Here is a 26,983-nt window from a genome sequence, read left to right on the forward strand (position 1 = left end):
GCTGAGTCCCCAGTGTGCTCTACCCGCCTCTCAGTAAGGGCGCTGGGTAAGGAGCTCCCCTCGGGACAAGGCTCTAGCGGGACGGAGCAAAGGGCGAGACCACGGGACTTGGGAACGAGGAGAAATTCACTATCTTTGCAGGCAACTAGCGGGGATGCCCTCCCCAGAAGGCTAGGTACGGGCCCTCGTAGTTCAACGGATAGAACAAGAATTTCCTAAATTTTAGATAGCAGTTCGATTCTGCTCGGGGGTACACAGAGGACAGCACGCACGGGAGCTTAGGACTCCGTGCGTGCTGTCGTCATAGGGAGAGGGGGCTCTCTAGGGCGAAGCTCCCCTACCCTCTAGGAAAGGAATGGGATAAAGCTCCACCTATGGAGCCTCCAGCCCGAAGGAAAGCAAAAGACCCGAGCAAAGGGAGTACCTCATGGGGTACCCCCTTCGCTCGGGTCTAATCTATCTCCTCGGGTAGGGAGGGACTACTTCTCCTCCTTGTGCTCGCTCTCCCTGGCGGCTGCGAGCTCACGCTGACGAGCTACAGCCTCCTCGTAGCTCATCGGGCGTGTAGGCCGTGGAGCTGGGGTCTGGGTGGGCTGGCTCTGAGGCTGAGCGGACTGAGGTACCTGCTGAGCTGCCTGGGTGCTCTGCGTGGTAGGCTGAGTGCTCTGCTGCGTCTGAGCGGGGCGCCCCTCCTGGGAAGGCGTACGCTCAGTAGACGTAGGAGTGGCCTCCGCAGACGAAGGATGAGCCTCGGGGCGAGGACGGCGTACCTGCCCCTCTTGCTGTCCCTGAGGTGTGGGGGTAGCCATCGCCGTGGGGCGGGGCTGTGCGGCCTGAGCCTGCTCGTTGGGCTCTACCGAAGAGGGACGATGAGACTGCTCCGAAGAGGAGGCCTGCGAGCTCGTCTGCTGAGCGGGGCGATGCTCCCTTGGCTCGGTAGGACGCTCGGGGCGAGGACGGCGCTCGCCTTGCTCCCGCTGAGCCGTAGGGGCAGACGTCTGAGTCGCTCCTTCAGCTGTGCGTGAGGAGCTATCCCCACCGCCGTTACGCTCGGGACGGGGGCGACGGTCACCCTGCTCCCGAGTCCCAGCCTGAGCAGAGGTAGCAGGATTGGGTTGATTGCCCTGGGGACGCTGCTGTCCTTGTCCCTGACGCTGCTGTCCTCCGCGGGGGGTATCTTGTGCCCCTCGGCTCTCCTGAGCTCCACGGGAGCTGTCCTGTGCGCCACGGTTAGCCTCGCGGGCATCGTCTCGGCGAGGGCGATCCTTGCCGTCCTGTGAGACTCGGGGAGAGGTGACGGGGAGGGGGAGGTTGCTCGAGGACTGCGTCTGCTGTCGCTGAGTAGCCTGAGGGACTGTAGGGGTAGCGGGAGACTCTTGCCCCTTGTCTCGGTTCTTATCCTTATTCTTTTTCTTGCTCTTGCCCTTGGACTTCTCCCGTTGTAGGGTCTCGTCATCGGGACGACGGCGCAGGGAGGGAGTCATCTCCTTCTTGAGGGAGCGAAGGTTGAGGTTCAGCGCCTCGACCGAGATCTGGATCTCCCAGATGCAAAGGCAGAGCGAGAGGGCGAGCAGGACCATACCTAGCCCAAAGACCCAGCCGCCGAGGAGGTTCCACTCTAGGTAATAGAAGAACATCGCAGCTAGGCAGACCAGCAGGCTCCCAGCCCCTAGGATCTGCATAGCGCGGATGAGGTTGAGGCGACGGTAGAGGTTGTCGATCTGGGCAAGCGAGGTCGTCTCAGCCTCGGGGTCATTCTCGTACTTCTCCTTGAGGTGTCGTACGATAGAGGCGTAGGATAGGAAGCGGTTCGTATAGGCCAGCAGGATCAGCGAGATGGCCGAGAAGAGAAGGGAAGGTGTCGTGAGATTAAGCTCGTTCATATGGTGAATGAGTAAGCGTGATGGTGAATGTACTTAGAAGCGTGGGGCAAGACGCTCGCGCAGTCTACGATGCAGGATCGAGACCAGCATATGCTTGACCACGGTGAGGTCTACTTCTTGCCCGACCTCTTGGGCGATCGATGCGACCTTGCCCTGCTTGAAGCCACAGGGGTTGATGAGCTGGAAGGGGGATAGGTCGTTATTGACATTGAGGGCAAAGCCATGCATGGTGACGAAGCGACTACTCTTGACACCGATAGCACAGATCTTGCGCTCACGGGCGGGGTCGCCGACGTCAAGCCATACCCCTGTAGCCCCCTCTTTGGGGCCAGCATCGATACGGAAGAAGCGTAGGAGCTCGATGACCGACTGCTCCAGGAGCTCAATGTAAGCCTTGAGTCCTAGATGGAAGCGCTCAAGGTCTAGGATGGGATACCCAGTGAGCTGCCCCGGTCCATGGTAGGTCACGTCCCCACCTCGCTCGACCTCGTAGAAGTCGTAGCCGTGCTCCCGCAGGAAGTCTGGGCTCATCAGGACATTGGCCGAGTCGGCGTGCTTGCCCATCGTGAAGACGGGATTATGCTCGCAGAAGAGTAGGAAGCTCTCGGTGGGGCGCTGCTCGTGCTTGGCCTGGAGCTGTGCCTCGAAGAGCGAGCGCTGGAGCTCCCAAGCCTCGGCATAGGCGATACGTCCGAGGTCTCGGTAGACAAAGGGCTCTTCGTAGGGTGGGAGCGAGTACTCCTCGACTCTCCCCTGCGCGATCTCGAGGCACTGACCATCGTAGGCAGGCTGGAGGTCTGTGGGCAGGAGGGCCTGGAGCTGTCGGTGTAGAGGTGCGTGGTGCGAGAGGTGCGTCAGCAGGGTCAGCTGTGGGCGACGAGGGAGGTGGGAGAGGTGCTCCTGGACATCGAGGACAGACTGATGGCTCGGGTGAGGACGCTGGTAGCGCAGGGCATTGATGACGAGGAGCTGAGTGCCCTCGACCTTTGCCCACTCCTCGGGAGAGATCGCCTTCATATCTGTGATGTAGGTAAGCCCTCCGATTCGATAGCCTACGATAGGGAGTGTGCCGTGATCTAGGAAGATCGGAGTCACTCGCTCCCCGAAGAGCTCAAAGGTCGCATCCCGTCCCTCCTTGATCGGACAGAGCACAAGGCGTGGGGTGCCAGGATAAGGATGAGGGCCGAAAGCATAGTGCATACGGCTACGCACAGACTCTAGGACACGCTCCTGTCCATAGATCGGCAGCTCCTGGCGCCAAGCGATCGTACGGACATCATCTAGCCCGAAGGTGTGATCGTAGTGCTCATGAGTCAGTAAGATAGCATCTATACGATCTAGTCTCAGGGATACCGCTTGCTCATGGAAGTCTGGGCCGCAGTCTATGAGGATACGCTGCCCAGAGTCCGTGATCACGAGGGCAGAGGAGCGCAGGCGACGGTCACGAGGATCGTCACTATGACAGGCCGGGCAACCACATCCCACCTCGGGGATACCAGTGCTCGTGCCTGTACCTAGGAGTATAACCTTCATCGCTTAGGGGGGTAGGAGCCTGTAGTTTGTTGGGCTTAGGCCACTACTCGAGGGGACCTACACATAGAGGGGATTTGATGGATTAACTAGATGAGGAGCTTCTGCCGAGACACTCGGAGCTCCCCGTAGGGCTACACGATATAGCGGACCTCAGGCTCTAGGTGTATCCCGAAGCGGGCCTGCACCTGCTGCTGGATGTACTCCGCCAGACGAGCGATCTCCTGCCCTGTGGCTTGGCCGTCCGCATTGATGAGTACGAGGGCTTGGCGCTCATAGACTCCAGCGTGACCTAGGCGATAACCTTTGAGCCCACAGGTATCGATGAGCCAGCCCGCCGGCACCTTTACCCGACCATCGGGCAGAGGATAGTGAGGGGCATGGGGATACTGTTCTCGGAGAGCTTCGTAGACCGAAGCCTCCACGACGGGGTTCATAAAGAAGCTCCCCGCACTACCTATTACCTTGGGGTCTGGGAGCTTGGACTCTCGGATGGCGATGACCTCCCGACGTACGTCCGCAGGGGTCGGAGCACTATGGCGCTGTGTGATCCGCTCTCTCAGATCGGCATAGTCCAGCTGTAGGCTAGGGTGCTTGTCTAGCCTGAGGTGTACATGGGTGATGATGTAGTCTTCGTAGTCAGGCTCCTTGAAGAGGCTATGGCGATAGGCATAGGCGCACTCATCACGGGTAAATATCCGCTCCTGAGCGGTACGGCGGTGGAAGGTATGCACAGCTTGTATCCTCTGGTAGATCTCCACTCCGTAGGCACCGATATTCTGTATCGCTGCTGCGCCGACTTGTCCCGGGATTAGGGAGAGGTTCTCAATGCCTCCTAACCCTTGGTCGGTCATCTGCTGTACGAAGTCATCCCAATGTACGCCCGATCCGACGAGGTAGTCTACGTGCTGATCATCCTCTCCTAGGAGCTCGATAGAGCGGAGCTCCGAGAAGAGGATGATCCCATGAAAGTTGGTAAGGAAGAGCAGATTGCTCCCCTCTCCGATAGGGACACAGCGACACTCCTGGAAGTACTCGTCCCGTGCTAGGAGGTGCAGATCCTCTAGGCTCCGATAGGTGATGAACCAATCAGCCTGGGCATCGATACCCAAGGTGTTGTGTGCTCGGAGCGAATAGTTCTGCCTTATCTCCATAGATAGTAGTGGGTCAAGCGAAGGCTAGAGATCGTTCTCTAGGAGCCAAGCGTCCTTGAAGTCTGGGGCAAAGCGAGAGCGGATGGCATCACGGCTCGCGATAGCCTCGTCACGTGTGTCGAAGCTGGCGACGATGACACGGAGCATCCCCGCATCGTTGGTAGCTAGGACGGCATTGTAGCCCTGTCCCTCCATACGTTCCTTGAGGCTACGTGCGTTCGTGGGGTTCTGAAAGCTCCCGACGACGACACTGAAGCGCTTGAGGCGGGTAGCGTCCTCGCCGGAGTAGGTAGAGACGCGTTCCTTGCGTACAGTGACTGGAGCTGCAGGTGTGCTTGCGGCTGGTGCTTCGTACTGAGCGGCAGGCTTAGTGTCTTGCGTAGCGACCTCACGCTGCTTAGCCTGCTCGTAGGCCTTTCTATAGGCACTCTGCTTGGCCTTACAAGAGCTCAGGGAGACGAGCGAGATAAGAGCCAAGGAGGCAAAGATGATTTTCTTCATAATTCAAACTTCGATTATGTGGTGACACAATATGCAAAAGTATCGATATACAAAGGTAACAAATAAATAAAACTATACCTTCGGCTATCCTTTCTTCCTCTTAAGTAGGTGCTCCTGCAAGAGCTCCCACACATAGAAGAGGTCCTGACGGGCGAAGAGGAACATCAGCGCTAGATAGCTCCCGGCCATGACACAGCCACCGATCGCCAGCCTCAGGAAGTCGGGGAGCCCAGAGGTAAGATAGGTATCTACTCCCCACACGCCCAGCCCCGAGACACCACTCATCAGGAAGAAGGGGAGAAGCTCTGCGAGCTGCTGCCAGATCGTATAGTTGATGAAGCGCCCCGAGTAGTAGCTATTGATGAAGAGGAAGATGACCTGGCTAATCACGGTACTCCACAGCAGGCCATAAACTCCCCAATAGCTACTAAAGGATAGGGCTATCACCATGGCAGCTACACCCACAATGCGTCTAGCAATATCGATCTTCAAGAAGAGGTCTCCACGCCCCTTGACCATGAGCACATTCGCATTATAGTCAATTAGCGGAGATAAAAGGCCTGCGAAACAGAGTATCTGAAAGAAGCCTGCTGCCTCCATCCACTTTGTCCCAAATAGGAAGTGATAGAGCGGATGAGCAAGTACTAGGAGGGTAACCAATATAGGTGCTGAGAGCTGCACCAATAGACGCATAGCCTTGCGATAGCCAGCCCTTAGTAATTCTGGTTCGTTTTGTACTCGTACGAGCACAGGAAGCGAGACTTTGTTAATCGGATCTGCGAGAACAGCGACTGGGACTACATAGAAGGTATTGGCCTGGCCATACAAGCCCAACGTACGCATAGAGAAGTAGCGACCGATAAAGATCGTAGCGACATTATCATACACTGCCTTAGTCACATTGGTCAAAGCTATACGCCAACCAAAGTCGAAATGCACCTTAAATCGCTCCTTGTCGAATACACGCTTGGGTCTCCAAGGGGAATAGTACCAGACCAGAATAACGTTCGTTATAGCCTGAGCAAAGGCCATTCCCACCAGCGACCAAACACCAAAGCCGAGTGCCGCCATTGTAATCCCTGTCACGCCTGAGGCAAGGCCATTAAAGAGTTGTACATACATCTGCTTCTTAAACTCCATACGCCGCCACAGCAACACCCTCTGCACAGAGGCTAGTGCGTAGATAACATTTGGAATCCCATACACTCTAAGGATAAGGTTGAGCCTAGGATCATGAAAATAATCAGCAACCCATGGGGCTATCAGGAAGAGAAGGAGATAGAAGAACAAACTTGCCCCCAAATTATAGTAGAAGACCGTAGACAAATCTCTCTCATCCAAAGTCTCATGTCTCGTAAGGGAGCTACTAAAGCCTGCTTCAGATAGGGTTTGAGTAATCGCAAGGAAAATCGCAAGGACGGCAACTACACCGAAGTCTTCAGGTGTCAGTAATCGAGCCAAGGCCAACTGCACAAGAAAGGTCGTTATGCGTCCCACGGCTTGCTGTGCCGTAGCCCAGCCAAAGCCTGATACCGACTTTTTCTTCAGCTCTTGGATATCACCTGTGAGATTTCCTAGGGTTTCATCTACCTTTGCCTTCTCGGCCTCTGTGAGCTCGTTCTCTTGTTGCATTGTTACCTAATTATTCGTCTTTGACTCGTCCTCATTAGCACACGAGGGGGATAGGGCTTGCAGCCCTACCCTCTCTCGGTGCGTATATCGATGATAAAGTGGTGGTCTAGGGGCTAGCATGGAGCCCCACTCGCACTAAGCGTCCTCGCTCTAGAGACCCAGCGTCCCAGAGTATCCCTCCAGGGCTCTGCGAGTCTCGTCCAAGCGTCCACGTAGCTCTTGGCTCACGCAGACGAGAGGTAGACGTAGACGCTCTGTATCGATGAGCCCCATCAGGTGTAGCAGAGCCTTGATCCCGGCGGGGTTACCCTCCTGGAAGAGCTGGGTATTTAGCTGGCGCATAGCCGTCTGGATCATATCGGCCTCGTTGTATCGCCCATCCATCGCTAGGTGGATCAGGCGAGAGGTGAGGCGCGGGTAAGCATTCCCCACGACAGAGATCACCCCCCGAGCCCCATTCTGCACAAAGGCTACACTCAGCGCATCATCCCCCGAAAGGACGACGAAGTCCTCGGGGATCTCTGCGGAGGAGATCTGCTCAGCCTGCTGGGGGAAGCCCGAGGCCTCCTTCACCCCTACAATATTATTATGCGTGCGCGCGAGACGCACGACGGTGTCAGGGGCCATATTGACCCCGACTCGTCCGGGGACATTGTAGAGGACAAGCGGGAGTTCACTGCGCTGGGCTAGGTAGGAGAAGTGCTGAAAGATCCCCTCCTGCGAAGGCTTGTTGTAGTAGGGGACTACGGAGAGGATGCCACTGACGCCATGCGTATCCATCGCTTGGATGCGCTCCCCCGTCTCGACGGTGTCGTTCCCTCCGAGACCGACCATGATCGGACAACGCCCTGCGACCTGATCGACCACTCGCCGAGTGACGGCCTCCCGCTCCGGGCGGGTGAGACAGGGCGACTCGCCCGTCGTACCATGTACCACGAGGAAGTCCATTGCTTGGTCACGTAGTAGGTGCTCGAGCAGTCGCTCCAGACTCTTATAGTCTATCTTATTATCGTCCGTAAAAGGCGTAACGAGGGCAACACCTAGCCCCGTAAAGGGATGTTTGCTCATAAGTCTTCTCTCAGCTATACCCTCTCCCTGGCGGGGGAGACAGTGAAGATATTTATTAGCAAAGGTAGTGATTTTCACCGCTTCCTCATTATCTCCGTAGCCCGAGGGGCATCCCCATTCTCCCCCTAGTGAGCTCCCCTCTTGGGCTCTTTTCATAGGCTCCTCGGGGGTAGCCTCTCCTACTGCAGGGTATCTTGATCGCTGTCTCGGGAGTGCCTAGGCTTTAGCCCTGAGGAGGGCTACTACGAAGGGGGCTACAGGGGTGATACTTAGAGCGGGGTAGTGTACACGTGGGTACACAACAGTGTACACACTGGTATACTGAGGTGTACACACGTGTACACTTACCCGACCTAGATTGGCTAGCTACAGATAAAGTCGTATCTTTGCGCATCATATACTCAGTAGACTAGATACAAACAATAAACTAAGAACATCTCGTATGTCACTTCAAGAGCACCGTGGTCAGGACACCTTGGACGTCATTGACGAAAAGGTAATGCAAGGGGAACAGTTCTTCGAGCGCCACGGCAAGAAGATTATTATCGCCGTAGTGGTCGTCGTCCTCGCCGTCATCGCTATCTTCGCCTACATCAAGTTCGTCAAGGAGCCTAACAATGCTAAGGCCTCTAGCCAAATGTTCGTCGCCGAGGATAACTTCATCATGGGACAGGACAGCCTCGCACTGAAGGGTGCCACAGCGAGCCCCGGCTTCGAGGGGATCGCCAAGAACTTCTCTGGCACCGACGCCGCCAACCTTGCCCACGCCTATGCCGGGATCTGCCTCTATGACATGGGGCGATATCAGGAAGCCCTCGGGGAGCTCCAGAAGTTCTCATCCGAGGAGAAGCTCGTCGCACCCTCCATCCAGCGTATGATCGGAGACTGCTATGTACAGCTCGGCAAGCTCGAGGATGCCCTCAAGAGCTACGAGTCAGCAGCCAAGCTCGCCGATAGCGAAGCGATCTCCCCCAGCTGTCTCATCAAGGCCGGCCACGTCTACGAGAAGCTCGGCAAGTACGATCAGGCAGTAGCCGCCTACCAGCAGATCAAGGACAAGTACTACACCTCCCCCGAGGCGGAGAGCGTAGAGGCTGACCTCATCCGGGCACGTGCTGCTGGAGGTAAGTAAGGCTCACGCTACACCTTATATATAAGATGTCCACGATCAATCATATCTCCACCCCACACCATAGCGAAGTACCCACAGCCGAAGGACTGCACATCGGAATCGCCGTATCCGAGTGGAACAGCAACATCACAGAGCCCCTACTCGAGGGGGCGAAGTCCGTCCTACGTGCCCGAGGAGCCGAGGAGATCACGATCTTCCGTGTCCCTGGAGCCTTTGAGCTCGTGAATGCCTCGGCTCGCCTACGTGCTCAGGGGGTAGATGCTGTAATCGCTATCGGATGTGTCGTGCGGGGGGACACCGCTCACTTCGACTACATCTGCCAAGGGGTGACCTCCGGTATCTCTTCTCTGAACGCCCAGCTGGTCAGTGTAGAGGGAAAAGAGGATCGCTACGTACCCGTAATCTTCGGTGTCCTCACCACAGAGAATATGGCTCAGGCAGAGGAACGTGCAGGGGGTAGACTAGGCAATAAGGGGGCCGAAGCAGCAGAGACTGCACTGAAGATGTGTCGCCCTATTTGCATAATTGAAAAATAGTATCTACCTTTGCAACGCTAAACCAAAAAAGGATGGGCAGTTACCAGAGTGGCCAAATGGGGCTGACTGTAACTCAGCTGGCTTACGCCTTCGGTGGTTCGAATCCATCACTGCCCACTCTCTAAGGATTGCGGAAGTAGCTCAGTTGATAGAGCATTAGCCTTCCAAGCTAAGGGTCGCGGGTTTGAGCCCCGTCTTCCGCTCATAGGTTGGTAGAGCTACTACCCAAGAAAACAAAGCGAGGATTTCGGTTGAGATCCTCGCTTTTCTTTTACTCCCCTCTCTATCCCCCACATACTGCCAGACCAAGGCTAACGAGACTCTCTCCCCAGGAGCTATGACTCTCCACACCCAGCATCACACCGATACGACTACCGGAGGACGCAAAATGCTTTAATTTTATATAATTACAGCATTTTATACCTTTGCACTAGAACAGAAACAAATTACGGCACATCGATTATGAGTAGTCCCATCGAATCTCCACCAAGGGTACCCCTGATCGAGCTCGCCCGTATGCTCTCCTCAGAGAAAGAGGCTGTGCTCCGGGAGCTCATAGACCAGGCCAATACGGAGTATCTCTATTGGTCTAAGATCAAGTACACCCCCATCCAGCCCCCGCTCACACCTCACCTCCTATGGGGATATATTCGAGAGACCCGGCGAGCTGCTAGCATCTCTATTTGGAGACGATATGGCATCACGCTCTATACGACACCCTATATGCAGGGGGTGCTCTATGAGCTCGAGCAAACCCTACGCAGCGAAAAGCTCCTCTCCGATCTTATTCCTGCGACCTCGAAGAAGCAGTATCTGCTCCGATCGATCGAGGAAGAAGCGATCCGATCGAGCCAGATGGAGGGTGCCTCCACGACCCGTAGGGTGGCCAAGGAGATGCTCCAGCAGGGAGTCAAGCCCCGCAATAGGTCTGAGCGCATGATATCGAATAACTATCGTGCCCTACAGTTCATCAAGGAGCACCAGGATAGCCCGATGACCGAGGAGCTGTTACTAGAGCTCCACCGCACCGTCGTACGGGATACCCTAGAGCGCAAAGAGGATGAGGGACGACTCCGGACAAGTGAAGACGATGTCGTTGTAGAGGATGGGATCACCAAAGAGGTGGTACATACTCCACCCCCAGCTGAGGAGCTAGCAGAGTTCGTCGGGGATCTGTGTAAGTTCTGCAACGACACTCCCCCCCCGACCTTCATCCACCCGATCCTGCGAGCGGTCATTATTCACTTCATGATCGCCTACATGCACCCCTTTGTAGATGGGAATGGCCGGACAGCGAGGGCTTTATTCTACTGGTCACTCATCCGCTCTGGATACAGCCTCATTGAGTACATCTCCATCTCGGAGCGTATCTATAAGAGTAAGGGACAATATGAAGAGGCCTTCCTGCAGGTGGAGGCTGATGAGCTCGACCTAGGCTACTTTGCCCAGTATCATCTGCGTATACTTCTTGGTGCGATTGAGAGCTTCCGAGCGTACGCTACACGCAAGGTAGAAGAGATGACGCAGGGCACGGCGATGCTTCGCCTCGGGGGACTGAATGAGCGCCAGGCAAGCATACTACAGCTCTACCAGCAGGAGGCCGACCTAGCTCTGACGGGCAGAGAGGTCGAGCGGCGCTTTGGGGTGACCCTGGCAACAGCCAAGTCCGACCTCAAGGGACTCGTGGAGCGAGGCTTCCTGCAGGAGATTGCACTCAACAAGATCAAGAGGGCTTATCTGCGAAGTAATGACTTCGATAGGCTCGTGGCGGAGGCTTCACCATCGAGCTAACGACACATCCCACACAAAATACGTAAATTTGCATCCTACAATTAGGTAGCATGCCTACCTCATAAGGCACAGACATAATAAAGAATTCATATAGGTTTATATCACACGCTATGGAGTTAGCTACGAAGTATAGCCCCGAGGCTGTAGAGAGCCGCTGGTACGAGTACTGGATGAAGCACCGCCTCTTCCACTCAGAGCCTGACCATCGCCCTGCTTACACTGTCGTCATCCCCCCACCCAACGTAACGGGTGTCCTGCACATGGGACACATGCTAAATAACAGCATCCAAGATATCCTCGTGCGCCGTGCTCGTATGCGGGGCTTCAATGCCTGCTGGGTACCTGGGACAGACCATGCCTCCATCGCTACGGAGGCTAAGGTCGTAGGCCGGCTCGCCGCACAGGGTATACAGAAGCAAGACCTAACCCGCGAGCAGTTCCTAGAGCATGCCTGGGAATGGACTCGAGAGCACGGAGGGATCATCCTCGAGCAGCTCAAGAGACTAGGCGCCTCCTGCGACTGGGAGCACACGGCCTTCACGATGGACGAAGAGCGTAGCCAGAGCGTCATCGACGTCTTCGTAGAGCTCTATCGCCAGGGGCTGATCTATCGTGGTGTGCGTGTGGTGAACTGGGATCCCAAGGCTCGCACAGCCCTAAGTGACGAAGAGGTCGTCTATCAGGAGCAGCAGGGCAAGCTCTATTACCTGCGCTACTACGTCGAGGGAGAGGATCGCTATGTCGTCGTGGCTACGACTCGTCCCGAGACCATCATGGGGGATACCGCTGTGTGTATCAACCCCGAGGATGAGCGCTATCACTTCCTCCGAGGCAAGCGCCTCATCATCCCCCTCGTAGGGCGTGCTGTCCCCGTGATCGAGGACGAGTATGTAGATATAGAGTTCGGTACAGGGTGCCTCAAGGTCACCCCTGCTCACGACGTCAATGACTATATGCTCGGCGAGAAGCACCAGCTCGAGACGATCGACATCTTCCACGATGATGGTTCGCTCAACGAGCATGGTGGTGTCTATGCTGGGATGGATCGCTTCGAGGTCAGAGAGAAGATCGAGGGAGACCTAGCCGCCGCAGGACTGCTGGAGAAGGTCGAGGCCTACACCAACAAGGTCGGGCACTCCGAGCGCACCTTCGTCCCCATCGAGCCTAAGCTCTCGATGCAGTGGTTCCTCCGTATGGAGCACCTCGCTGCCCCAGCCCTCGATGCTGTGATGAAGGATGAGATCCGCCTGCACCCTGCCAAGTTCAAGAATACCTACCGCTACTGGATGGAGAACATCAAGGACTGGTGTATCAGTCGCCAGCTCTGGTGGGGGCACCGCATACCCGCCTACTACCTCCCCGATGGGAGCTTCGTCGTAGCGAGCTCGGACGAGGAAGCACTCCGCCTAGCACAGCAGAAGACGCCTAGCCTCAAGGCCGAAGACCTGCGCCGTGAGAGTGACTGCCTAGATACTTGGTTCTCCTCTTGGCTCTGGCCTATCACGGTCTTTGCCCCAGCGATGAGCCGGGACGACAAGGAGCTGAACTACTATTATCCCACCTCAGACCTCGTCACAGGGCCCGATATCCTCTTCTTCTGGGTAGCACGTATGATCATGGCGGGCTATGCCTTCCAGGGGAAGAAGCCCTTCGAGAATGTCTACCTCACGGGGATCGTGCGTGACAACCAGGGGCGCAAGATGTCCAAGACCCTCGGGAACTCCCCCGACCCGCTTGACCTAATAGATAAGTACGGTGCTGATGGCGTCCGTATGGGGCTCATCATGAGTGCCCCTGCAGGGAACGACATTCTCTTCGATGAGTCTCTCTGTGAGCAAGGGCGCAACTTCTGCAACAAGATCTGGAATGCCTTCCGCCTCGTCAAAGGTTGGACGGCTGATGCCTCCGAGGCTCCCCAGCCCGAGGCCTCCCGCCTCGCCTCCTACTGGATGCGTCAGGTGCTCAGCAAGGCTGCGACCGAGCTCGAGGATCTCTTCGCCAAGTACCGCATCAGCGAAGCCCTTACCCTCGTCTATAAGCTCATCCGTGACGACTTCTCCTCCTACTATCTGGAGCTCATCAAGCCAGCCTATGGCACCCCGATCGATCGTGTGACGTGTGATGAGGCACTTGGCTTCTTTGACGAAGTCCTGCGCATCCTGCACCCCTTCATGCCGTTCATCACGGAGGAGCTGTGGCAGAGCCTAGCTGAGCGCAAGGAGGGTGAGAGCATCATGAATGCTCAGCAGCGCCCCGCAGAGCCCTACGATGAAGCCTTCCTCGCCCGCTTCGCTGCTGTGCAGGAGCTCATCACCTCGATCCGTAGCCTGCGCACGAGCAAGAACCTCTCCCCCCGTGAGGCACTCACCCTAGAGGCCTCCGAGAGCTACCCCTGCGAACTAGACGAAGTCCTCATCAAGATGGCTGGACTCTCCGAGATCGACCGTAGTGGCAAGCGTAGCGAGGGTGCCGTAAGCTTCGTCATCGGCACCGACGAATTCGCAGTACCTATGGCTGCCTACATCAACGTAGAGGAGGAGCTCGCCAAGCTCCGTGCTGACCTCGAGTATCAGCAGAAGTTCCTCGCAGGTGTAGAGAAGAAGCTCAGCAACGAGAGCTTCGTCTCCAAGGCTCCAGAGGCGGTCATCGCCCTAGAGCAAAAGAAGAAGGCCGATGCCGAGAGCCGTATCGCCAGCATCGAGCAGAGTATCCGTCAGCTATCCGGCAAGTAGTGAGCCAGACGCACCTCCCCCCCTTCGACAAGGCCGCCTACACTCCTCAGGATCACCCCTACGCCATACACGTAGGTGAGGTGATCGAGGAGAAGGTGCATCGTCGCCTCCCTACGCCTATCCTGCGCACGCTGGAGCGTGTCATACACCAGCGGGAGATCAACGATATCCTCTATCGGTACAGTCACCTAGAGGGTATGGACTTCCTAGAGGCACTCGTAGGAGAGTTTCGCCTAGACCTTGACTGGGTACACCCGGAGCGTCTGCCCGAGCATGGACGGTGCATCTTCGCCAGCAACCACCCCCTAGGAGGGATGGATGGTATAGCTATATCCTATATGCTGGGGCATCGCTATGGAGATGTACGCTATATGGTCAATGACATGCTCTACCACCTGAAGCCCCTACAGCCTGTCTTCCTGCCCCTCAATAAGCACGGGGCGCAGGGCAAGGAGGCCGTAGCCCTGCTCCAGGAGGCTATGCAGAGTGAGGTACCCATCGGCACCTTCCCCGCAGGCTTCTGCTCACGGGTCTACGACGGCAAGATCCAGGACCAGATATGGCGCAAGACCTTCGTGACGCAGGCTATCCACCACGAGCGTGACATCGTCCCCCTACACTTCGTGGGGCAGAACTCCCGACACTTCTACTGGATATGGCACCTCAAGAATGCCCTGCGGATGAAGTTTGACATCGGGACAGCCCTCCTACCCGACGAACTCTTCCGGGCAGCGGGGAAGAGCTTCCGCATCATCGTGGGCGAACCGATCCCCTGGCAGAGCCTGCGTGACAGCGCCCTCCGTCCCGAGGAAGAAGCCGCCCGCATACGAAGTATCTGCTACACCCTCAGAGATGAGTACGAGCGCAGGAAGAAGTAACACATGTACACCACCCCCATCATCCCCCCTGTCCCCAAGGAGCTGATCCTCGGGGAGCTCACCCCCGATAAGCGTCTACGTCTGACCAACAAGGGGGGCAACGAGATCTATGTCTTCCATGCCTCCTCGGCACCGAATACGATGCGTGAGATCGGGCGCCTTCGTGAGGAGGCCTTTCGCTTCTACGGCGGGGGGACGGGCAAGGACTGCGATATCGACGAGTTCGACACCGACCCAGAGGGCTATGGACAGCTGATCGTCTGGGATCCGAACGAGCAGGCTATCCTTGGGGGCTATCGCTTCATCTTCGGCGATGAGGTACGGCTAGACCCCAGCACGGGTAAACCCCACCTAGCTACGGCGGATATGTTTGAGTTCAGCCCGCAGTTCCTCTCCGAGTACCTCCCCTATACCATCGAGCTCGGTCGCTCCTTCGTCTCCCTCCCCTACCAATCGACACGTATGGGATCGAAGAGCCTCTTTGCCCTAGACAACCTCTGGGACGGCCTCGGCGCCCTCACGGTGCTCTACCCGAAGATGAAGTACTTCTACGGGAAGGTCACCATGTACAAGGACTACGACCGTCACGCCCGCAACCTCATCCTATACTTCCTCCGCTTACACTTCTCCGACCCCGAGGGCTTAGTCACCCCTACCGAACCACTCCCTATAGAGGTGGACGAGGAGGAGATCCGCTCCCTCTTCCCCACGAAGGACTTCTCGGCCAACTACCGTGCACTGAACACCGCCGTGCGTGCCCTCGGCTACAACATCCCCCCGCTGGTGAATGCCTACATGGCGCTCTCTCCGAAGATGAGAGTCTTCGGCACAGCGATCAACCATGACTTCGGGCTCGTCGAGGAGACCGGTATCCTGATAGCTATCGACACCATCATCCCCAACAAGCGACTCCGCCACATCGAGACCTTCGAGCTCGAGGAGGGACAAAGTGACCTCTTATGGACGAACATCTCAAGACGGGTGCGACTGGTGAAGAACTAGCCTGTCGCTACCTAGAGAGCCTAGGCTACACCATCCACGAGCGCAACTGGCGCTATGGACACCTCGAGATTGACATCATCGCCCAGTGGGGCGGCACTCTAGTCATCGCCGAGGTCAAGACACGCTCCTCGGGGAGCTACCTCAGGGCACGTGACAGCGTCACCTCGGACAAGGAGCGCTTCCTCATACGCACTGCCGACCACTACATCCGCCAGCGAGCGCTAGAGCTGGAGGTGCGCTACGACCTCCTAGCGATCGACATCGCCCCCGATCGCACCTACACCATCGAGCATATCCCCAACGCCTTCTACCCCAACCTCCGCCGAGGCTCCACACCTCGTCGCAGACGTACCACCCCTCACAAGTAAGGGTCTCCCACAGATACGAGCCCCCCCCTCTGATGACGGCACTCTCCACCCCCATTACACTGCCCCCCGCACCGCCTAGCCTATCCTTCGGTGACCTCATCCTTAGCCTAGGCTCTTGCTTCAGCGAGCATATCCCCAGCTACCTCCAAGCTGGGGGGATGGAGGCCTTGATCAACCCCTTCGGGACGCAGTACAATCCCCTCTCCATTGCCCGTACCCTGTCCCGAATCCTTGAGGGGAAGCCCTTCGAGAGCGAAGAGCTGATCCAGCACGGAGGGCTCTACCACTCCCTGCTGCATCATGGTGCCTTCTCTCGTGTGACGAGTGGAGAGACCTTAGAGGCGATCAATGCCTCGCTCTGCGCTGCTCACACCCAGCTCCCGAGACTTCGCTACCTACTACTCACATGGGGGACAAGCTACGTCTATCACCTACGGGAGACAGGCGAGGTCGTGAGCAACTGCCACAAGCTCCCGGAGAAGCTCTTCACCCGAGAGCGTGTCGATGTCCCCTCCCTCCTCCATATATGGACACCCCTCCTGCGGGAGCTCCTAGAGCTACAGCCTAATCTACAGCTCATCCTCACGGTGAGCCCGGTGCGCCACCTACGTGACGGAGCCCATGCCAATACGCTGAGCAAGGCGACACTCCATCTCTTCACCGAAGAGCTACAGCGACTCTTCCCCGACCACGTCCACTACTTCCCCGCCTACGAACTGGTGCTCGACGAGCTACGGGACTACCGCTTCTATGCCGAGGATATGGCTCACCCCTCTACACTGACGCAGCGACTCGTCGCCGAGCGGTTCGCAGGGTGGGCACTGGATGAGCCTACCCTGCGAGCCTTCGCCGAGGCACAGCGCATCACCTCGGAGCTTCGCCACCGCCCACTACATGCCTCGACCGAGGCACATACGCAGCGGCTGGAGCGTCTCTCGGCACGGGTCAGGGACTTCCTCAGTCGCTACCCCCTAGCCAAGCTCCCTTCGCCCGAATCTCACATCTAGTTCCACATCTAGCTCCTCATCTAGCTATTCGCCCCCATAGCGTGGGTAGCTCTCCCATCCCAAACGACTTATCCCCCATACAGACGCTCGGAGCGTGCTGTATGGGGGATATTCCTTTGAGCTAAGCTAGCTCTCTACCGAGAGGGGCTTAGGGCGCGGGGACGAAGCCCTCGGCTGGGCGAACGGGCTTACCTAGGAGGGTCGCTGCTGTCGCATCCTCGACGAGCACCTCGACGTACTGTCCGACACGATAGCCCTGCTTGTCGAAGACCACGACCTTGTTCTGCTGGGTACGGCCAAAGAGCTGCTCACGGCTACGCTTGCTGAAGCCCTCGATGAGCACCTCGACGACCTTGCCCACATCCCTCTTATTGCTCTCTAGGGAGAGCTGGTTCTGTAGGTCGATCATCTCCTGCAGGCGGCGGATCTTCACCTCCTCGGGGATATTATCCTCTAGGTACTTCGCAGCATACGTCCCTGGACGCTCGGAGTACTTGAACATGAACGACGCATCATACCCGACCTCTCTCATCAGACTGAGCGTGTCCTGGAAGTCCTCCTCCGTCTCATCGTGGAAGCCACAGAAGAGGTCGGACGTGATCGCACAGTCCGGCATCACAGCTCGGATAGCAGCTACACGCTCTAGGTACCACGCTCGGGTATAGTTGCGCTTCATCAGCTTGAGGATACGGTCGTTGCCCGACTGGGCGGGCAGGTGGATATGCTTGCAGATATTGGGGTGCTTGGCCATCGCTTGGATCGCTCGATCGTCCATATCCTTGGGGTGGGGCGAGGTGAAGCGTATGCGCATCTCGGGGACAGCTAGGGCGACTGCCTCCAGCAGGTCGGCGAAGTCATAGACACGGTCCCCGTCGACGAAGCGGTAGGAGTTCACGTTCTGCCCGAGCAGGGTCACCTCACGATAGTTCTTGCTCGCTAGATCCTTGACCTCACGTATGATACTCTCCAGCTCTCGGCTACGCTCCCTACCTCGGGTATAGGGGACGATGCAGTAGGAGCAGAAGTTGTTACAGCCACGCATGATGGAGACGAAGCCCGAGATATGCACCCCACCGATCTTCAGCGGGAGGACATCCTTGTAGGTCTCGCTGGTGGAGAGCTCGACGTTGATCGCCTTCTCGCCACGCTCTACGGCACCGACGAGGTTCGGTAGGTCGAGGTAGCTATCTGGGCCGACGACGAGATCGACATGATGCTTCTCGATCAACTCGCCCTTGGCACGCTCAGCCATACAGCCTAGGACACCGATGGTGACCTTGCGCCTACGCTTCTTGCGGATGTAGTGGTAGTACTCTAGGCGGTTGAGTACCTTCTGCTCGGCATTGTCACGTACCGAGCAGGTATTGAGCAGGATGGCATCAGCCAGCTCGGGGTCCTCCGTGAGGTGGAAGCCGTCCATCTGCATGATAGAGGCGACGACCTCGCTATCGGCGACGTTCATCTGACAGCCATAGGTCTCGATGTAGACGCGCTTGACCACTGGGGACGCTGCGGATTTAGAGTCCGCTGTCTCAGCTTTTGTCATAGTGTATTCTAGTAATATCCGTTAGTAAATGATCCGTGAAATGGGGAGAGAAGACTTGATACTTTCTCTATGAACTTGTTGGTTCAAATATTATGCTTATATTTGCAGTGAAAATGTAAGATTTTTCATAGTTAAGGTTTTGGTTAATAGGTTGGAGTCAGCTGGGAAGCTGGCTCCGCTTTCTTTATAGGGGGTGCTGTCGTAGGAGCACTCATCCACACCTAACTGAGTGTACACGGATAACCCATGAGCCCTCGGAAGCCTTAACTGAGCCCGATCTCCCACACTATCTATATATGCACTGCTCGTCATCTGATCTGGATGATGGATTGGTTCTATTTCCCTATTTCCTATACGCCCTGTCTGGGTAATGCCGCTCTCCCCTACGTGGGATGGTAGCGATTGGCAACACGTATGTATAGCGATGCTCCCTACGGAGCGCTCGCCCCTAGGGGGCGTCGCCTATACGTAGGAAGTGGTAGCCCTCACTCTGTAGCCAGCGTACGGCGGCGGGCATAGCCTGTCGCATATTACGCTCCGCCTTGAGCGAGTCGTGGAAGACGATGATCGACCCGTTACGTGCATACCGCTGCACGTAGCCCAGGATCGTCTCGGGACTAAGCTTGGGGTTGTAGTCTCGGGTGACGACATCCCACATGATGAGCTCGAAGCTGTGGCTAAGCTCGATATTCTGCGAGATGCGTAGATGCCCATGTGGCGGACGGAAGTAGCGGGAGCGGATCAGCTCATGCGCTGCATGCACGTCCTTCATATAGGACTTGGTGGAGTGGAAGAGGCCTTGGATATGGTGGTAGGTATGGTTCCCCACCTGATGTCCTCGGCGCTGGATCTCGGCGAAGAGCTCGGGGTAGCGACGGACATTGTCCGCTACGCAGAAGAAGGTAGCCTTCACCCCCAGCTCATCGAGCTGATCCAATACCCAAGGGGTTACCTCGGGTATCGGACCATCATCGAACGTAAGATAGATACTCTTCCCCGTGATCGCAGGTATACGCCACCGCGCACCTGGGATGAGCATGCGGTACCACATCGGTACACGACACAGAAGTCTCTCGACCATCTAGTATATATTATATCGGCTAAGGCGAACTACTGTCCGCCACCTAGAGCTCGGACGAGCTGCTCGATCTGAGCCTCGTAGCTCTTGAGTGCTGTGGAGCCAAACTCCTTGGCGATGTCGAGCGAGTAGGAGATACCCATATAGGCCTCCTGCAGCTCGCCATGACGGCTGATCTGATCCAGCTGCTCGGGGGAGAGGCGAGTCATCCATGCCAGCAGACCGAGGGACTTACGAGCCACGACCTGCAGGACGTGATCAGCCTCCTTCGTCAGACCCGCACGATAGAGCGTACGTGCGAAGTACACCGAGTTCACCTCGTAGGGGACGTTCTCCTCGAGGATGACACGGAGGCACTTCTGTAGGATCTCCACAGCACGAGCCTTATCCCCTCGGTCGAGGTAACCCTCAGCTAGAGGCGTAAAGACCTGATTGCGCAGGGTAGCGACGATCCCGCGAGCGTTCTCGTCGAAGTAGGTGCCGGGCTTGTCCGCTCCGCCCCAGCGGAACTTCGTCATCACCGTCTCATACATCCGATCGAGGTTGCCGATGCCGTAGCTCAGGGCTCGTCCCATGCTATCGGCTGCTGCCCTCAGCGGTAAGAGCTGGTAGGTAAGCCCCGTCTGCACCATGTGCTGATCCATCCCTGCGAAGGCATTGCGTGGCGAGGTGACCGCCCAGTAGATAGGACGCTCCCACTTGTTGCCCTCTAGCAGGTCAAATATCGTGAGGTTCCCTATATCGAGATAGCCCTTACCAGCGAGCGACAGCTCCATCTGTGGGGTGATGTGCTGGACGAGGTCGGGATATTCGCTAGCGAAGCGTCTCGCAGCAGCTGCGCTATCCACAGGCAGCATGAGGCTAGAGACGTCTAGGCGAGCAGGGCTGTACCTAGGTGCACCAGCGAGCGAGCCGAGGAGCTGAGGGATCGTCTGGCTGCCCTTAGCCTGAGGAGCTAGGTAAGCATAGAGGTTGTAATAGTAGTAGGAAGTGGGTAGGAGACCGATCGGCAGAGGACGTCCCTCATAGGCCTGCTTCTTCATCTGATCGATGTACCAGTCACCGCCGAGATAGGAGAGATTCACCGTACGGACGTCGGTACGTACCCCCTCGACCTCCTGGGCATACCAGAGGGGGAAGGTATCGTTGTCCCCGTAGCAGAAGAGCACGGCATCGGGCGCACAGCTCTCTAGGTAGTTGCGTCCCATATCACCAGCCACGGTACGTCCTGAGCGGTCGTGGTCGTCCCAGTTCTGCCCAGCCATCTGGATGGGGATGAGGATCCCCACCAGCGATACGATGAGTGCCGTAGTAGCGGTGATCGCTACTGGCCGAGTGCCCTTGGAGCTTGTACTGGTACTGGACTTCTTCGCTGCCTTGCCCTCGAGTAGGCGACTAGCGAAGACCCCTAGGGCAGTCACACCGAAGCCCACCCAGATAGAGAAGGCATAGAATGAACCAACGAAAGAATAGTCTCGCTCACGGGGCTGCCCTGGATACTGATTGATATAGAGTACAATGGCAAGCCCCGTCATGAAGAAGAGCATGAACGTCGTCCAGAAGCTCTCCGTACCCCTACGTCCATAGCCTATCTGGAAGAAGAGCCCTAGGAGCCCCAGCAGGAGAGGAAGCGCATAGTAGACGTTGTGCCCCTTATTATCGGTCATCTGCTCAGGCAGTGCATCGGTATCTCCGTAGAAGATCGAGTCGATGAAGGGAATACCCGTCATCACGCCCCCACGGAGCAGTCCACCGTCTCCCTGTAGGTCGTTTTGTCGTCCCACAAAGTTCCAGAGGAAGTAACGCCAATACATGTAATTCACCTGATAGTTGATGAAGTAGGTGAGGTTATCGCCAAAGGTCGGTATCGTCGTATCATCCTCCGCACGACCGATCCATGAGTTGTACATCGCTGCATGGCCACGGTCATAGACACGGGGGAAGAGCATCATCCCTCCGTCCTCGTACTCAGGCTCTTCCTTGAGACTGCGGACGACGTACTCATCGGCAGCCTTGGGGTTAGCCTTGTCGATACGACCATAGGTAGGCTCCTCCTCCTTCATCATAGGACGTCCGTCTGGGCCATACTTGACCTGAGAGGCGAAGGTAGGACCATAGATCAGAGGGGCTGACCCATACTGCTCGCGGGCTAGGTAGTAGCGGAGCGTGAAGGCATCGGCTGGCGAATTCTCATTCATCGGAGGATCAGCCACGGCACGTACGAGGATCACCCCGTAGGTGGAGAAGCCGAAGGCGATCGCTACGAGGCACATCTGGATGAGGTGTGCCGTGCGGGAGGTGATCGCCTTGTAGTAGTAGAGGAAGCCTAGGATAGCCAGCGAGAGCAGGACGGCGATCCAGCCCCCACCGATCAACGGTAGCCCCATCAGGATGAGGGAGCAGGCTAGCGAGAGACGCAGGCGCAGGTTGCCCGAGGCACTACGCCCCGCGAGAGCCTGCTGCGTCTCATATACCCCCCATACGAGGACCAGCGCCAGGACGATGAGGTAGACATACAGACCACTATTGTAGCTCATGCCGAGTCCATTGACGAAGAGCATATCCCACTTCCCCGCCAGCTTGGGGACCCCCTGAATGACCCCATACATCATCAGCCCCACGAGGGCAAAGGAGGCGAGGAGGGCGATCGCCCCCCCCTTGAGGGTCGCCTGCTTGGTCGTGCGGTAGTAGTAGACCAGAGCCATAGCAGGTAGGCAGAGGAGGTTCAGCAGGTGTACCCCGATGCTGAGCCCCATGAGGTAGGCAATGAGGACGAGCCAGCGATCGGCTCGTACATTCTCGCTACGCTCCTCCCACTTGAACATCAGCCAGAAGACCACGGCCGTAAAGAGCGAGCTGAAGGCATACACCTCCGCCTCTACGGCACTGAACCAGAAGGAGTCCGAGAACGTATAGACCAAGCTCCCCACGAGCCCCGAGGCTAGGATCAGGATCCCCTGCCCCCGACTCATCACCTCACCCTCGGGAGCGATGCCCCCGGGCTGTAGGCGCACCGTAGGGGTCAGCACCCGACGCACCATGTGCGTGATCGTCCAGTAGAGGAAGAGGATGGTGAAGCCACTCAGTAGGGCACTCGTCGCATTGGCCAGTAGAGCCACATGCGCTAGCCCCCCACCGAGGTGGGTAATGACGTTGTAGACGAGCATGAAGAAGGGGGCACCGGGCGGGTGACCTATCTCCAGCTTGAAGACGCATGCGATGAACTCTGCGCAGTCCCAGAGGCTCGCAGAGGGGCCGATCGTGAGCAGATAGCTCAGGGTAGCCACTGCGAAGACCAGCCACCCGAGGAGGTTATTTGCTCGGTTAAATTGTTTCCAATTCATGTATTTCTTATTTATGCCCCACCGGGTAGAGTAGGGCTCTATACGCCATGAAAATATGCACAAAGATAGTCAATATGAGCAACATCCCGATACCTCTCCCCCCGTATCCTCCTCGCTCCATCATCCCACCCCATCACCTACCCCATCACCTACTCTATCGCCCCACGAGCTGAGGTCTACTCATCACCTGCCCCACAGAGCGACAGACGGAGCCCACCCGAGAGTCCTCCCGCCCCCTCCTCGAGCCCCTTTCTACCGCCTAGGCAAAGGGTTCGTGACGCCCCTCCCCGAGAGTCCTTTCGTCGCCTAGGTAAGGGGGTCGTGACGCTCTTACCGAGAGCCCTTCCATCACCTATGTAAGGTGATTGGGACGCTCTTACCGAGAGCCCTTCCGTCACCTATGTAAGGTGATCGAGACGCTCTTACCGAGAGCGTCACAGCACTTCGATCACCTTCGGTCTCAGACCGCTAGGATACGGGGAAAAGTCACTCCCTCTCACTCGGCCCACTCGACCAGTGTGAGAGGGGGGTACGCCCCACCAATCAGAGAATAATCACGTGAACACTTGTTGTTTAACGAACTATTCTCTAACTTTGAGGCAGGATTAGACCAATAGGTCACCATATCAGTAATAGGAATAGACATTATGATCGCACTGGCAGTAGCTTACACGCCTACAGCGGGCTGTAGAGGCACTCGGTGATCCTCGTCACCTGCGGGAAGCTGGGCCGGCCCCCCATCCCGTACTATAGAGCCTCGGAAGCCCTACTCACTTCCACAAATTAGACGCTCCCCTCTCGGCCACTTGACCATCTGTATACGAGCCCTCTCCACCGAGAGAGGTGCACATGACACCACGACCCGCTAGGGCTGGATACATCAACCCCGATGCTTCGCACAGAGCTGGGGGACTGTCCTAGTGCCACACATTTTCCCTTCCCTACCCTTTCCTGCCGGGACTCCACGAGTACCCATGGGTAGCGCATACTTACTATACACTCAGGGTACCTATCATGTACCCTCCTTACCCCCTATTTCACATACACCTCTACACCTATGAGACGTAACATCAAGTACCTGCTCGGCTGCCTAGCCCTCCTGCTTGCTCTGCCCGCCTGTAAGACGCAGAACGAGATCGAGGAGCCTAGCCTAGACCTCTCCGTCCAGACCCTAACCTTCGCCAAGGAAGGAGCCGAGCAGACGGTCACCGTCACCACCAACAAGGAGAACTGGTCCGCCTTCTCGACCAACGAAGCCTGGCTCTCCGTCGAACAAGCTGGCAACACCCTCAAGGTCAAGGCCACTCGCAACGAGAATGGACAGCTACGTAAGGCCTCGGTCGTCGTCAACGCCGGGGGGCTACAGAAGCGTGTAGCCGTCACACAGAGCTCCGCCGATGTCATCTTCGAGACAGAGACCCCCTCGATCTCCTTCTCCGAGCAGGGCGAAGCACGGACGATCAAGTTCGATAGCAACAGCGGTACTGCCCCCAAGGTCGAGCTCGCGACGACCGTAGACTGGCTCACCATCAGCGACGTCACAGCCCGGAGCTTCAAGCTGACAGCCAAGCCTAGCACCGAGCAGTATGAACGCAAGGCTAAAGTCCTCCTAACCTTCGGCACCACGACCAAGGAGATCGAAGTACGCCAGCAGGGCACAGTACAGTACGTACTGCCTATCATCAAGTTCCCCGCCGGCCTCGGCGAGGTGATGAGCGAAGAAGCCAGACGTGGCCACGCCCTGATCCAGCTCCCCGACGGACTCTTCAACTCTACCTCCTACCGTGTCGCCACCCGTAGCAAGACGATGACCTACATCCAGTACGAGTTCTCCAGCAAGGATGCTCTCGGCTTCACCTCCGCTACCAGCACGAGCAACGAAGTCTCGCTCTTCGTCAATAACGAACACTTCAACACCTTCCTCCAGGATAACGGCTTCAAGCTCCAAGAAAGCTCCAAGGATGGGGAGACCTTCATCTACAAGGGCGTCAGCGTCCCACTGCAGATCAAGGTACAGGTCAAGAACAAGAGCAGCATCATCATGACCACGACCTACGATCCACGTCAGGACAAGGAGTGCAAGACCTTCGACAAGCTCCCCATGCAGGAGCAGATCAAGCACCTCGGGAATAGAGACCTGAAGAAGATGGGTAAGAAGCGTGACGAGATCCGCAAGATCGAGACCGACCTAGGTAGCAAGAGAAAGGAAGACCTCCCCTACAAGTACTATGACCGCTTCCTAGTAACGAAGAGCTTCGAGACCGAGATCGTCCGTGGCTACTTCTACGTACAGGAAGACAAGAAGAAGGGGATCGGGCCCGATGACGAGTACTACGATGTCACGATGAGTGTACAGGCTATCTTCTACAATACTGAGTTCGCCTTCTGGAAGGACCTCACTGGCACCTTCCACCTCTCGAAGGAAGTACGTGAGCTCCTCGAAAAGAATGGCTTCAAGTACTTCGGAGTGCTCAGCAACGGCGGTACAGCCTTCCTCAACAAGGAGACGAAGCTCGCCTACGTCCTCAGTGTCCCCAAGACACTATATGAGGGCCGCTACATCCTAGAGATCCAGGCGCTCTACAGCAACGTCGAGGGTAAGAACAACTTCTCTGTCCAGACCCTCAACGACTACAAGAGCTACCTGAGAGCTATGCAGGCTCACCAGGCCGAGCTAGCTAAGATCGAGGCCGCACTGGCTAAGGTTCCTCTCCGCTAGAGCTCCTAGCCCAAAGAGATCGCCCCACGGAGAGACCCCGGCGTCTCCCGAGGGAGCGCCCCAACGACTCACGCTGAGAGGGATCTACCCCCAAGGTGAGTAGATACAACGAGAGAGCCCCGACGAGCGATATGCTCGTCGGGGCTCTCTCGTCAAAGGGCTTACCTTAGGGCTCAGTGCCCCTCCAGAGAGGGAGCAAAAGCCACCCTAGCTACTCACGAAGTAGGACTGTGCACATCTCAGAAAAGGCCCTAGCCACCCCCACAGGAGGAAGTCCAGCTACACCCTAGGAATGTGAATCCAGCTCGAGCCACCCCTTGCCCATATAGGCGATCGCAAAGGCTGCCCCAGCCGCATTGAGAGCGGAGTAGTCGAAGACCACCTTAGGACCTACAGAGGTCGCCATCGCCAGCGCAAAGATCAGGATCAAAGACCCCGTCAGTAGAGCGAAGAGGCGCAGGCGCAAGCCGAGCAGTAACGCTAGGCCAAAGAGGAGCTCACACACTGTACTGCCCCAGACAGCCACCGGCAGGAGCAGGTCTGGCTTCGGTAGCCACGGCATCAAGCTATGGGTATAGTCTGAGAAGGTCTGCATATCCCCCCAGACACTCATCGCCCTAGGGTATAGCCCCAGACGATCAGCTACAGCAGAGAGGAGGGAGGAGGCTACGGCGAAGCGTAGCAGGAGCTTCACTGCTCGCTGTCCCCAGCGAGCAGTGGTCTTTGTACTCATATCAATCAGTATGCAAATTAAAGCCCTATGGGCTAGAGGTCATCAGGAAAGCCCTCCTCGGGCGAGGAGGCTCTAGGAAAGTGCCGCCCCAATGGAGAGGCGACACAAGAGTAGAGGGACAGCTCGTCGGGCCTCTCGATCCAGGAAGAGTCCCCAATGGAAAGGAGACGCAAGAGGGCGGGCTTGCAAGAGTGGAAGGTCGCATGAGCCCCGGCTCGGTAGGACTCGGCACATCACAGATGCTGGGCTCGGTGACTCGCAGGGCACGGGCTCGACACATCGCAGGGCTCCGAACTCGGTGACTCGCAGGGCACCCGGCTCGGTGACTCGCAGAGTGCTGTGCTCGGCA

At 57.0% G+C, this 26,983-nt stretch carries 18 protein-coding genes, 3 tRNA genes and 1 pseudogene; 12 read left to right on the forward strand and 10 right to left on the reverse strand.

The features are described from left to right. Positions 1-181 precede the first annotated feature (181 nt). Positions 182-253 (forward strand) — tRNA-Arg (locus QZ170_RS06575). Positions 254-1,490: 1,237 nt separating this feature from the next. On the opposite strand, the pseudogene QZ170_RS06580 reads toward QZ170_RS06575, so the two are convergent. The 6 genes and pseudogenes from QZ170_RS06580 to dapA form a co-directional block, all read right to left on the reverse strand. Then, a pseudogene (locus tag QZ170_RS06580) lies at positions 1,491-1,883 on the reverse strand (DUF2721 domain-containing protein); the annotation flags it as partial. Between the two features lie 33 nt (positions 1,884-1,916). Beyond that, a complete protein-coding gene (lipB, locus tag QZ170_RS06585) occupies positions 1,917-3,416 on the reverse strand; it encodes a lipoyl(octanoyl) transferase LipB (protein ID WP_297178918.1) in 1,500 nt (499 codons plus the stop codon). Positions 3,417-3,547: 131 nt separating this feature from the next. Next, complete coding sequence (murB, locus tag QZ170_RS06590; protein ID WP_297178921.1) at positions 3,548-4,567, reverse strand: UDP-N-acetylmuramate dehydrogenase; 1,020 nt, start codon at positions 4,565-4,567, stop codon at positions 3,548-3,550. 24 nt (positions 4,568-4,591) lie between these two features. Beyond that, positions 4,592-5,068 (reverse strand): SPOR domain-containing protein, encoded by a 477-nt coding sequence (locus tag QZ170_RS06595; protein ID WP_297178925.1) that lies wholly within the window; start codon positions 5,066-5,068, stop codon positions 4,592-4,594. Positions 5,069-5,152: 84 nt separating this feature from the next. Continuing rightward, positions 5,153-6,700: a lipopolysaccharide biosynthesis protein gene (locus QZ170_RS06600; RefSeq protein ID WP_297178927.1), complete on the reverse strand. Its 1,548-nt coding sequence runs from the start codon at positions 6,698-6,700 to the stop codon at positions 5,153-5,155. 150 nt (positions 6,701-6,850) lie between these two features. Further along, positions 6,851-7,768 carry a 4-hydroxy-tetrahydrodipicolinate synthase gene (dapA, locus tag QZ170_RS06605; RefSeq protein ID WP_297178929.1) on the reverse strand — a complete coding sequence of 306 codons (918 nt, stop codon included), beginning with the start codon at positions 7,766-7,768 and terminating at the stop codon, positions 6,851-6,853. Positions 7,769-8,210: 442 nt separating this feature from the next. On the opposite strand from dapA, the gene QZ170_RS06610 reads away from it, so the two are divergent. The 10 genes from QZ170_RS06610 to QZ170_RS06655 all read left to right on the forward strand — a co-directional run bounded on the left by QZ170_RS06610 (position 8,211) and on the right by QZ170_RS06655 (position 17,214). Then, positions 8,211-8,900, forward strand: coding sequence for a tetratricopeptide repeat protein (locus QZ170_RS06610; protein ID WP_297178932.1), 690 nt, complete (start codon positions 8,211-8,213; stop codon positions 8,898-8,900). 26 nt (positions 8,901-8,926) lie between these two features. Further along, the gene (ribH, locus tag QZ170_RS06615) at positions 8,927-9,436 is read left to right on the forward strand and encodes a 6,7-dimethyl-8-ribityllumazine synthase (protein WP_297178935.1); all 510 of its coding nucleotides are present in this window, start codon (positions 8,927-8,929) and stop codon (positions 9,434-9,436) included. Positions 9,437-9,470: 34 nt separating this feature from the next. Next, a tRNA-Tyr gene (locus QZ170_RS06620) sits at positions 9,471-9,553 on the forward strand. Positions 9,554-9,566: 13 nt separating this feature from the next. After that, a tRNA-Gly gene (locus tag QZ170_RS06625) sits at positions 9,567-9,639 on the forward strand. A 259-nt stretch (positions 9,640-9,898) separates the two neighbouring features. Further along, positions 9,899-11,227, forward strand: coding sequence for a Fic family protein (locus tag QZ170_RS06630; protein WP_297178939.1), 1,329 nt, complete (start codon positions 9,899-9,901; stop codon positions 11,225-11,227). 110 nt (positions 11,228-11,337) lie between these two features. Further along, positions 11,338-13,959 carry a valine--tRNA ligase gene (locus QZ170_RS06635; protein WP_297178942.1) on the forward strand — a complete coding sequence of 874 codons (2,622 nt, stop codon included), beginning with the start codon at positions 11,338-11,340 and terminating at the stop codon, positions 13,957-13,959. Then, on the forward strand, positions 13,959-14,837 hold the full coding sequence (locus QZ170_RS06640; protein WP_297178945.1) for a 1-acyl-sn-glycerol-3-phosphate acyltransferase: 879 nt from the start codon (positions 13,959-13,961) through the stop codon (positions 14,835-14,837). The genes QZ170_RS06635 and QZ170_RS06640 overlap by 1 nt, the downstream gene beginning before the upstream one ends. A 3-nt stretch (positions 14,838-14,840) precedes the next feature. After that, positions 14,841-15,839 carry a GNAT family N-acetyltransferase gene (locus tag QZ170_RS06645; protein ID WP_297178948.1) on the forward strand — a complete coding sequence of 333 codons (999 nt, stop codon included), beginning with the start codon at positions 14,841-14,843 and terminating at the stop codon, positions 15,837-15,839. Further along, positions 15,797-16,207, forward strand: coding sequence for a YraN family protein (locus tag QZ170_RS06650; protein ID WP_297178951.1), 411 nt, complete (start codon positions 15,797-15,799; stop codon positions 16,205-16,207). Before QZ170_RS06645 ends, QZ170_RS06650 begins: the two co-directional genes overlap by 43 nt. 32 nt (positions 16,208-16,239) lie before the next feature. Then, positions 16,240-17,214 carry a GSCFA domain-containing protein gene (locus QZ170_RS06655; RefSeq protein WP_297178954.1) on the forward strand — a complete coding sequence of 325 codons (975 nt, stop codon included), beginning with the start codon at positions 16,240-16,242 and terminating at the stop codon, positions 17,212-17,214. Positions 17,215-17,362: 148 nt separating this feature from the next. Here QZ170_RS06655 and miaB read toward each other — a convergent pair whose 3' ends face one another. From miaB to QZ170_RS06670, 3 genes are all read right to left on the reverse strand, one after another. Beyond that, positions 17,363-18,760 carry a tRNA (N6-isopentenyl adenosine(37)-C2)-methylthiotransferase MiaB gene (miaB, locus tag QZ170_RS06660; protein WP_297178957.1) on the reverse strand — a complete coding sequence of 466 codons (1,398 nt, stop codon included), beginning with the start codon at positions 18,758-18,760 and terminating at the stop codon, positions 17,363-17,365. A gap of 448 nt (positions 18,761-19,208) precedes the next feature. Further along, positions 19,209-19,841 (reverse strand): polysaccharide deacetylase family protein, encoded by a 633-nt coding sequence (locus tag QZ170_RS06665; protein WP_297178960.1) that lies wholly within the window; start codon positions 19,839-19,841, stop codon positions 19,209-19,211. Positions 19,842-19,870: 29 nt separating this feature from the next. Continuing rightward, positions 19,871-23,182, reverse strand: coding sequence for a DUF2723 domain-containing protein (locus QZ170_RS06670; RefSeq protein ID WP_297178963.1), 3,312 nt, complete (start codon positions 23,180-23,182; stop codon positions 19,871-19,873). Between the two features lie 1,057 nt (positions 23,183-24,239). Between QZ170_RS06670 and QZ170_RS06675 the strand changes: the two genes are divergently transcribed. Then, entirely contained in the window at positions 24,240-25,901 is a 1,662-nt protein-coding gene (locus QZ170_RS06675; protein WP_297178966.1) for a BACON domain-containing protein, read from the forward strand. A gap of 286 nt (positions 25,902-26,187) precedes the next feature. Here the strand turns inward: QZ170_RS06675 and QZ170_RS06680 are convergent, their stop codons facing one another. Then, on the reverse strand, positions 26,188-26,634 hold the full coding sequence (locus QZ170_RS06680; RefSeq protein ID WP_297178968.1) for a DoxX family protein: 447 nt from the start codon (positions 26,632-26,634) through the stop codon (positions 26,188-26,190). Between the last annotated feature and the right edge of the window lie 349 nt (positions 26,635-26,983).

This window comes from uncultured Porphyromonas sp. (assembly GCF_905372525.1).
In the GTDB taxonomy this organism is placed as follows: domain Bacteria; phylum Bacteroidota; class Bacteroidia; order Bacteroidales; family Porphyromonadaceae; genus Porphyromonas.

Bases quoted from the DNA above. Each gene is read 5' to 3' on its own strand.
- QZ170_RS06665 (WP_297178960.1), bottom strand. From the start codon at position 19,841: ATGGTCGAGAGACTTCTGTGTCGTGTACCGATGTGGTACCGCATGCTC.
- QZ170_RS06610 (WP_297178932.1), top strand. From the start codon at position 8,211: ATGTCACTTCAAGAGCACCGTGGTCAGGACACCTTGGACGTCATTGAC.
- QZ170_RS06675 (WP_297178966.1), top strand. From the start codon at position 24,240: ATGAGACGTAACATCAAGTACCTGCTCGGCTGCCTAGCCCTCCTGCTT.
- QZ170_RS06595 (WP_297178925.1), bottom strand. From the start codon at position 5,068: ATGAAGAAAATCATCTTTGCCTCCTTGGCTCTTATCTCGCTCGTCTCC.
- murB (WP_297178921.1), bottom strand. From the start codon at position 4,567: ATGGAGATAAGGCAGAACTATTCGCTCCGAGCACACAACACCTTGGGT.
- QZ170_RS06600 (WP_297178927.1), bottom strand. From the start codon at position 6,700: ATGCAACAAGAGAACGAGCTCACAGAGGCCGAGAAGGCAAAGGTAGAT.
- ribH (WP_297178935.1), top strand. From the start codon at position 8,927: ATGTCCACGATCAATCATATCTCCACCCCACACCATAGCGAAGTACCC.
- QZ170_RS06650 (WP_297178951.1), top strand. From the start codon at position 15,797: ATGGACGAACATCTCAAGACGGGTGCGACTGGTGAAGAACTAGCCTGT.
- QZ170_RS06670 (WP_297178963.1), bottom strand. From the start codon at position 23,182: ATGAATTGGAAACAATTTAACCGAGCAAATAACCTCCTCGGGTGGCTG.
- lipB (WP_297178918.1), bottom strand. From the start codon at position 3,416: ATGAAGGTTATACTCCTAGGTACAGGCACGAGCACTGGTATCCCCGAG.
- QZ170_RS06635 (WP_297178942.1), top strand. From the start codon at position 11,338: ATGGAGTTAGCTACGAAGTATAGCCCCGAGGCTGTAGAGAGCCGCTGG.
- QZ170_RS06680 (WP_297178968.1), bottom strand. From the start codon at position 26,634: ATGAGTACAAAGACCACTGCTCGCTGGGGACAGCGAGCAGTGAAGCTC.
- miaB (WP_297178957.1), bottom strand. From the start codon at position 18,760: ATGACAAAAGCTGAGACAGCGGACTCTAAATCCGCAGCGTCCCCAGTG.
- QZ170_RS06630 (WP_297178939.1), top strand. From the start codon at position 9,899: ATGAGTAGTCCCATCGAATCTCCACCAAGGGTACCCCTGATCGAGCTC.
- dapA (WP_297178929.1), bottom strand. From the start codon at position 7,768: ATGAGCAAACATCCCTTTACGGGGCTAGGTGTTGCCCTCGTTACGCCT.
- QZ170_RS06655 (WP_297178954.1), top strand. From the start codon at position 16,240: ATGACGGCACTCTCCACCCCCATTACACTGCCCCCCGCACCGCCTAGC.
- QZ170_RS06645 (WP_297178948.1), top strand. From the start codon at position 14,841: ATGTACACCACCCCCATCATCCCCCCTGTCCCCAAGGAGCTGATCCTC.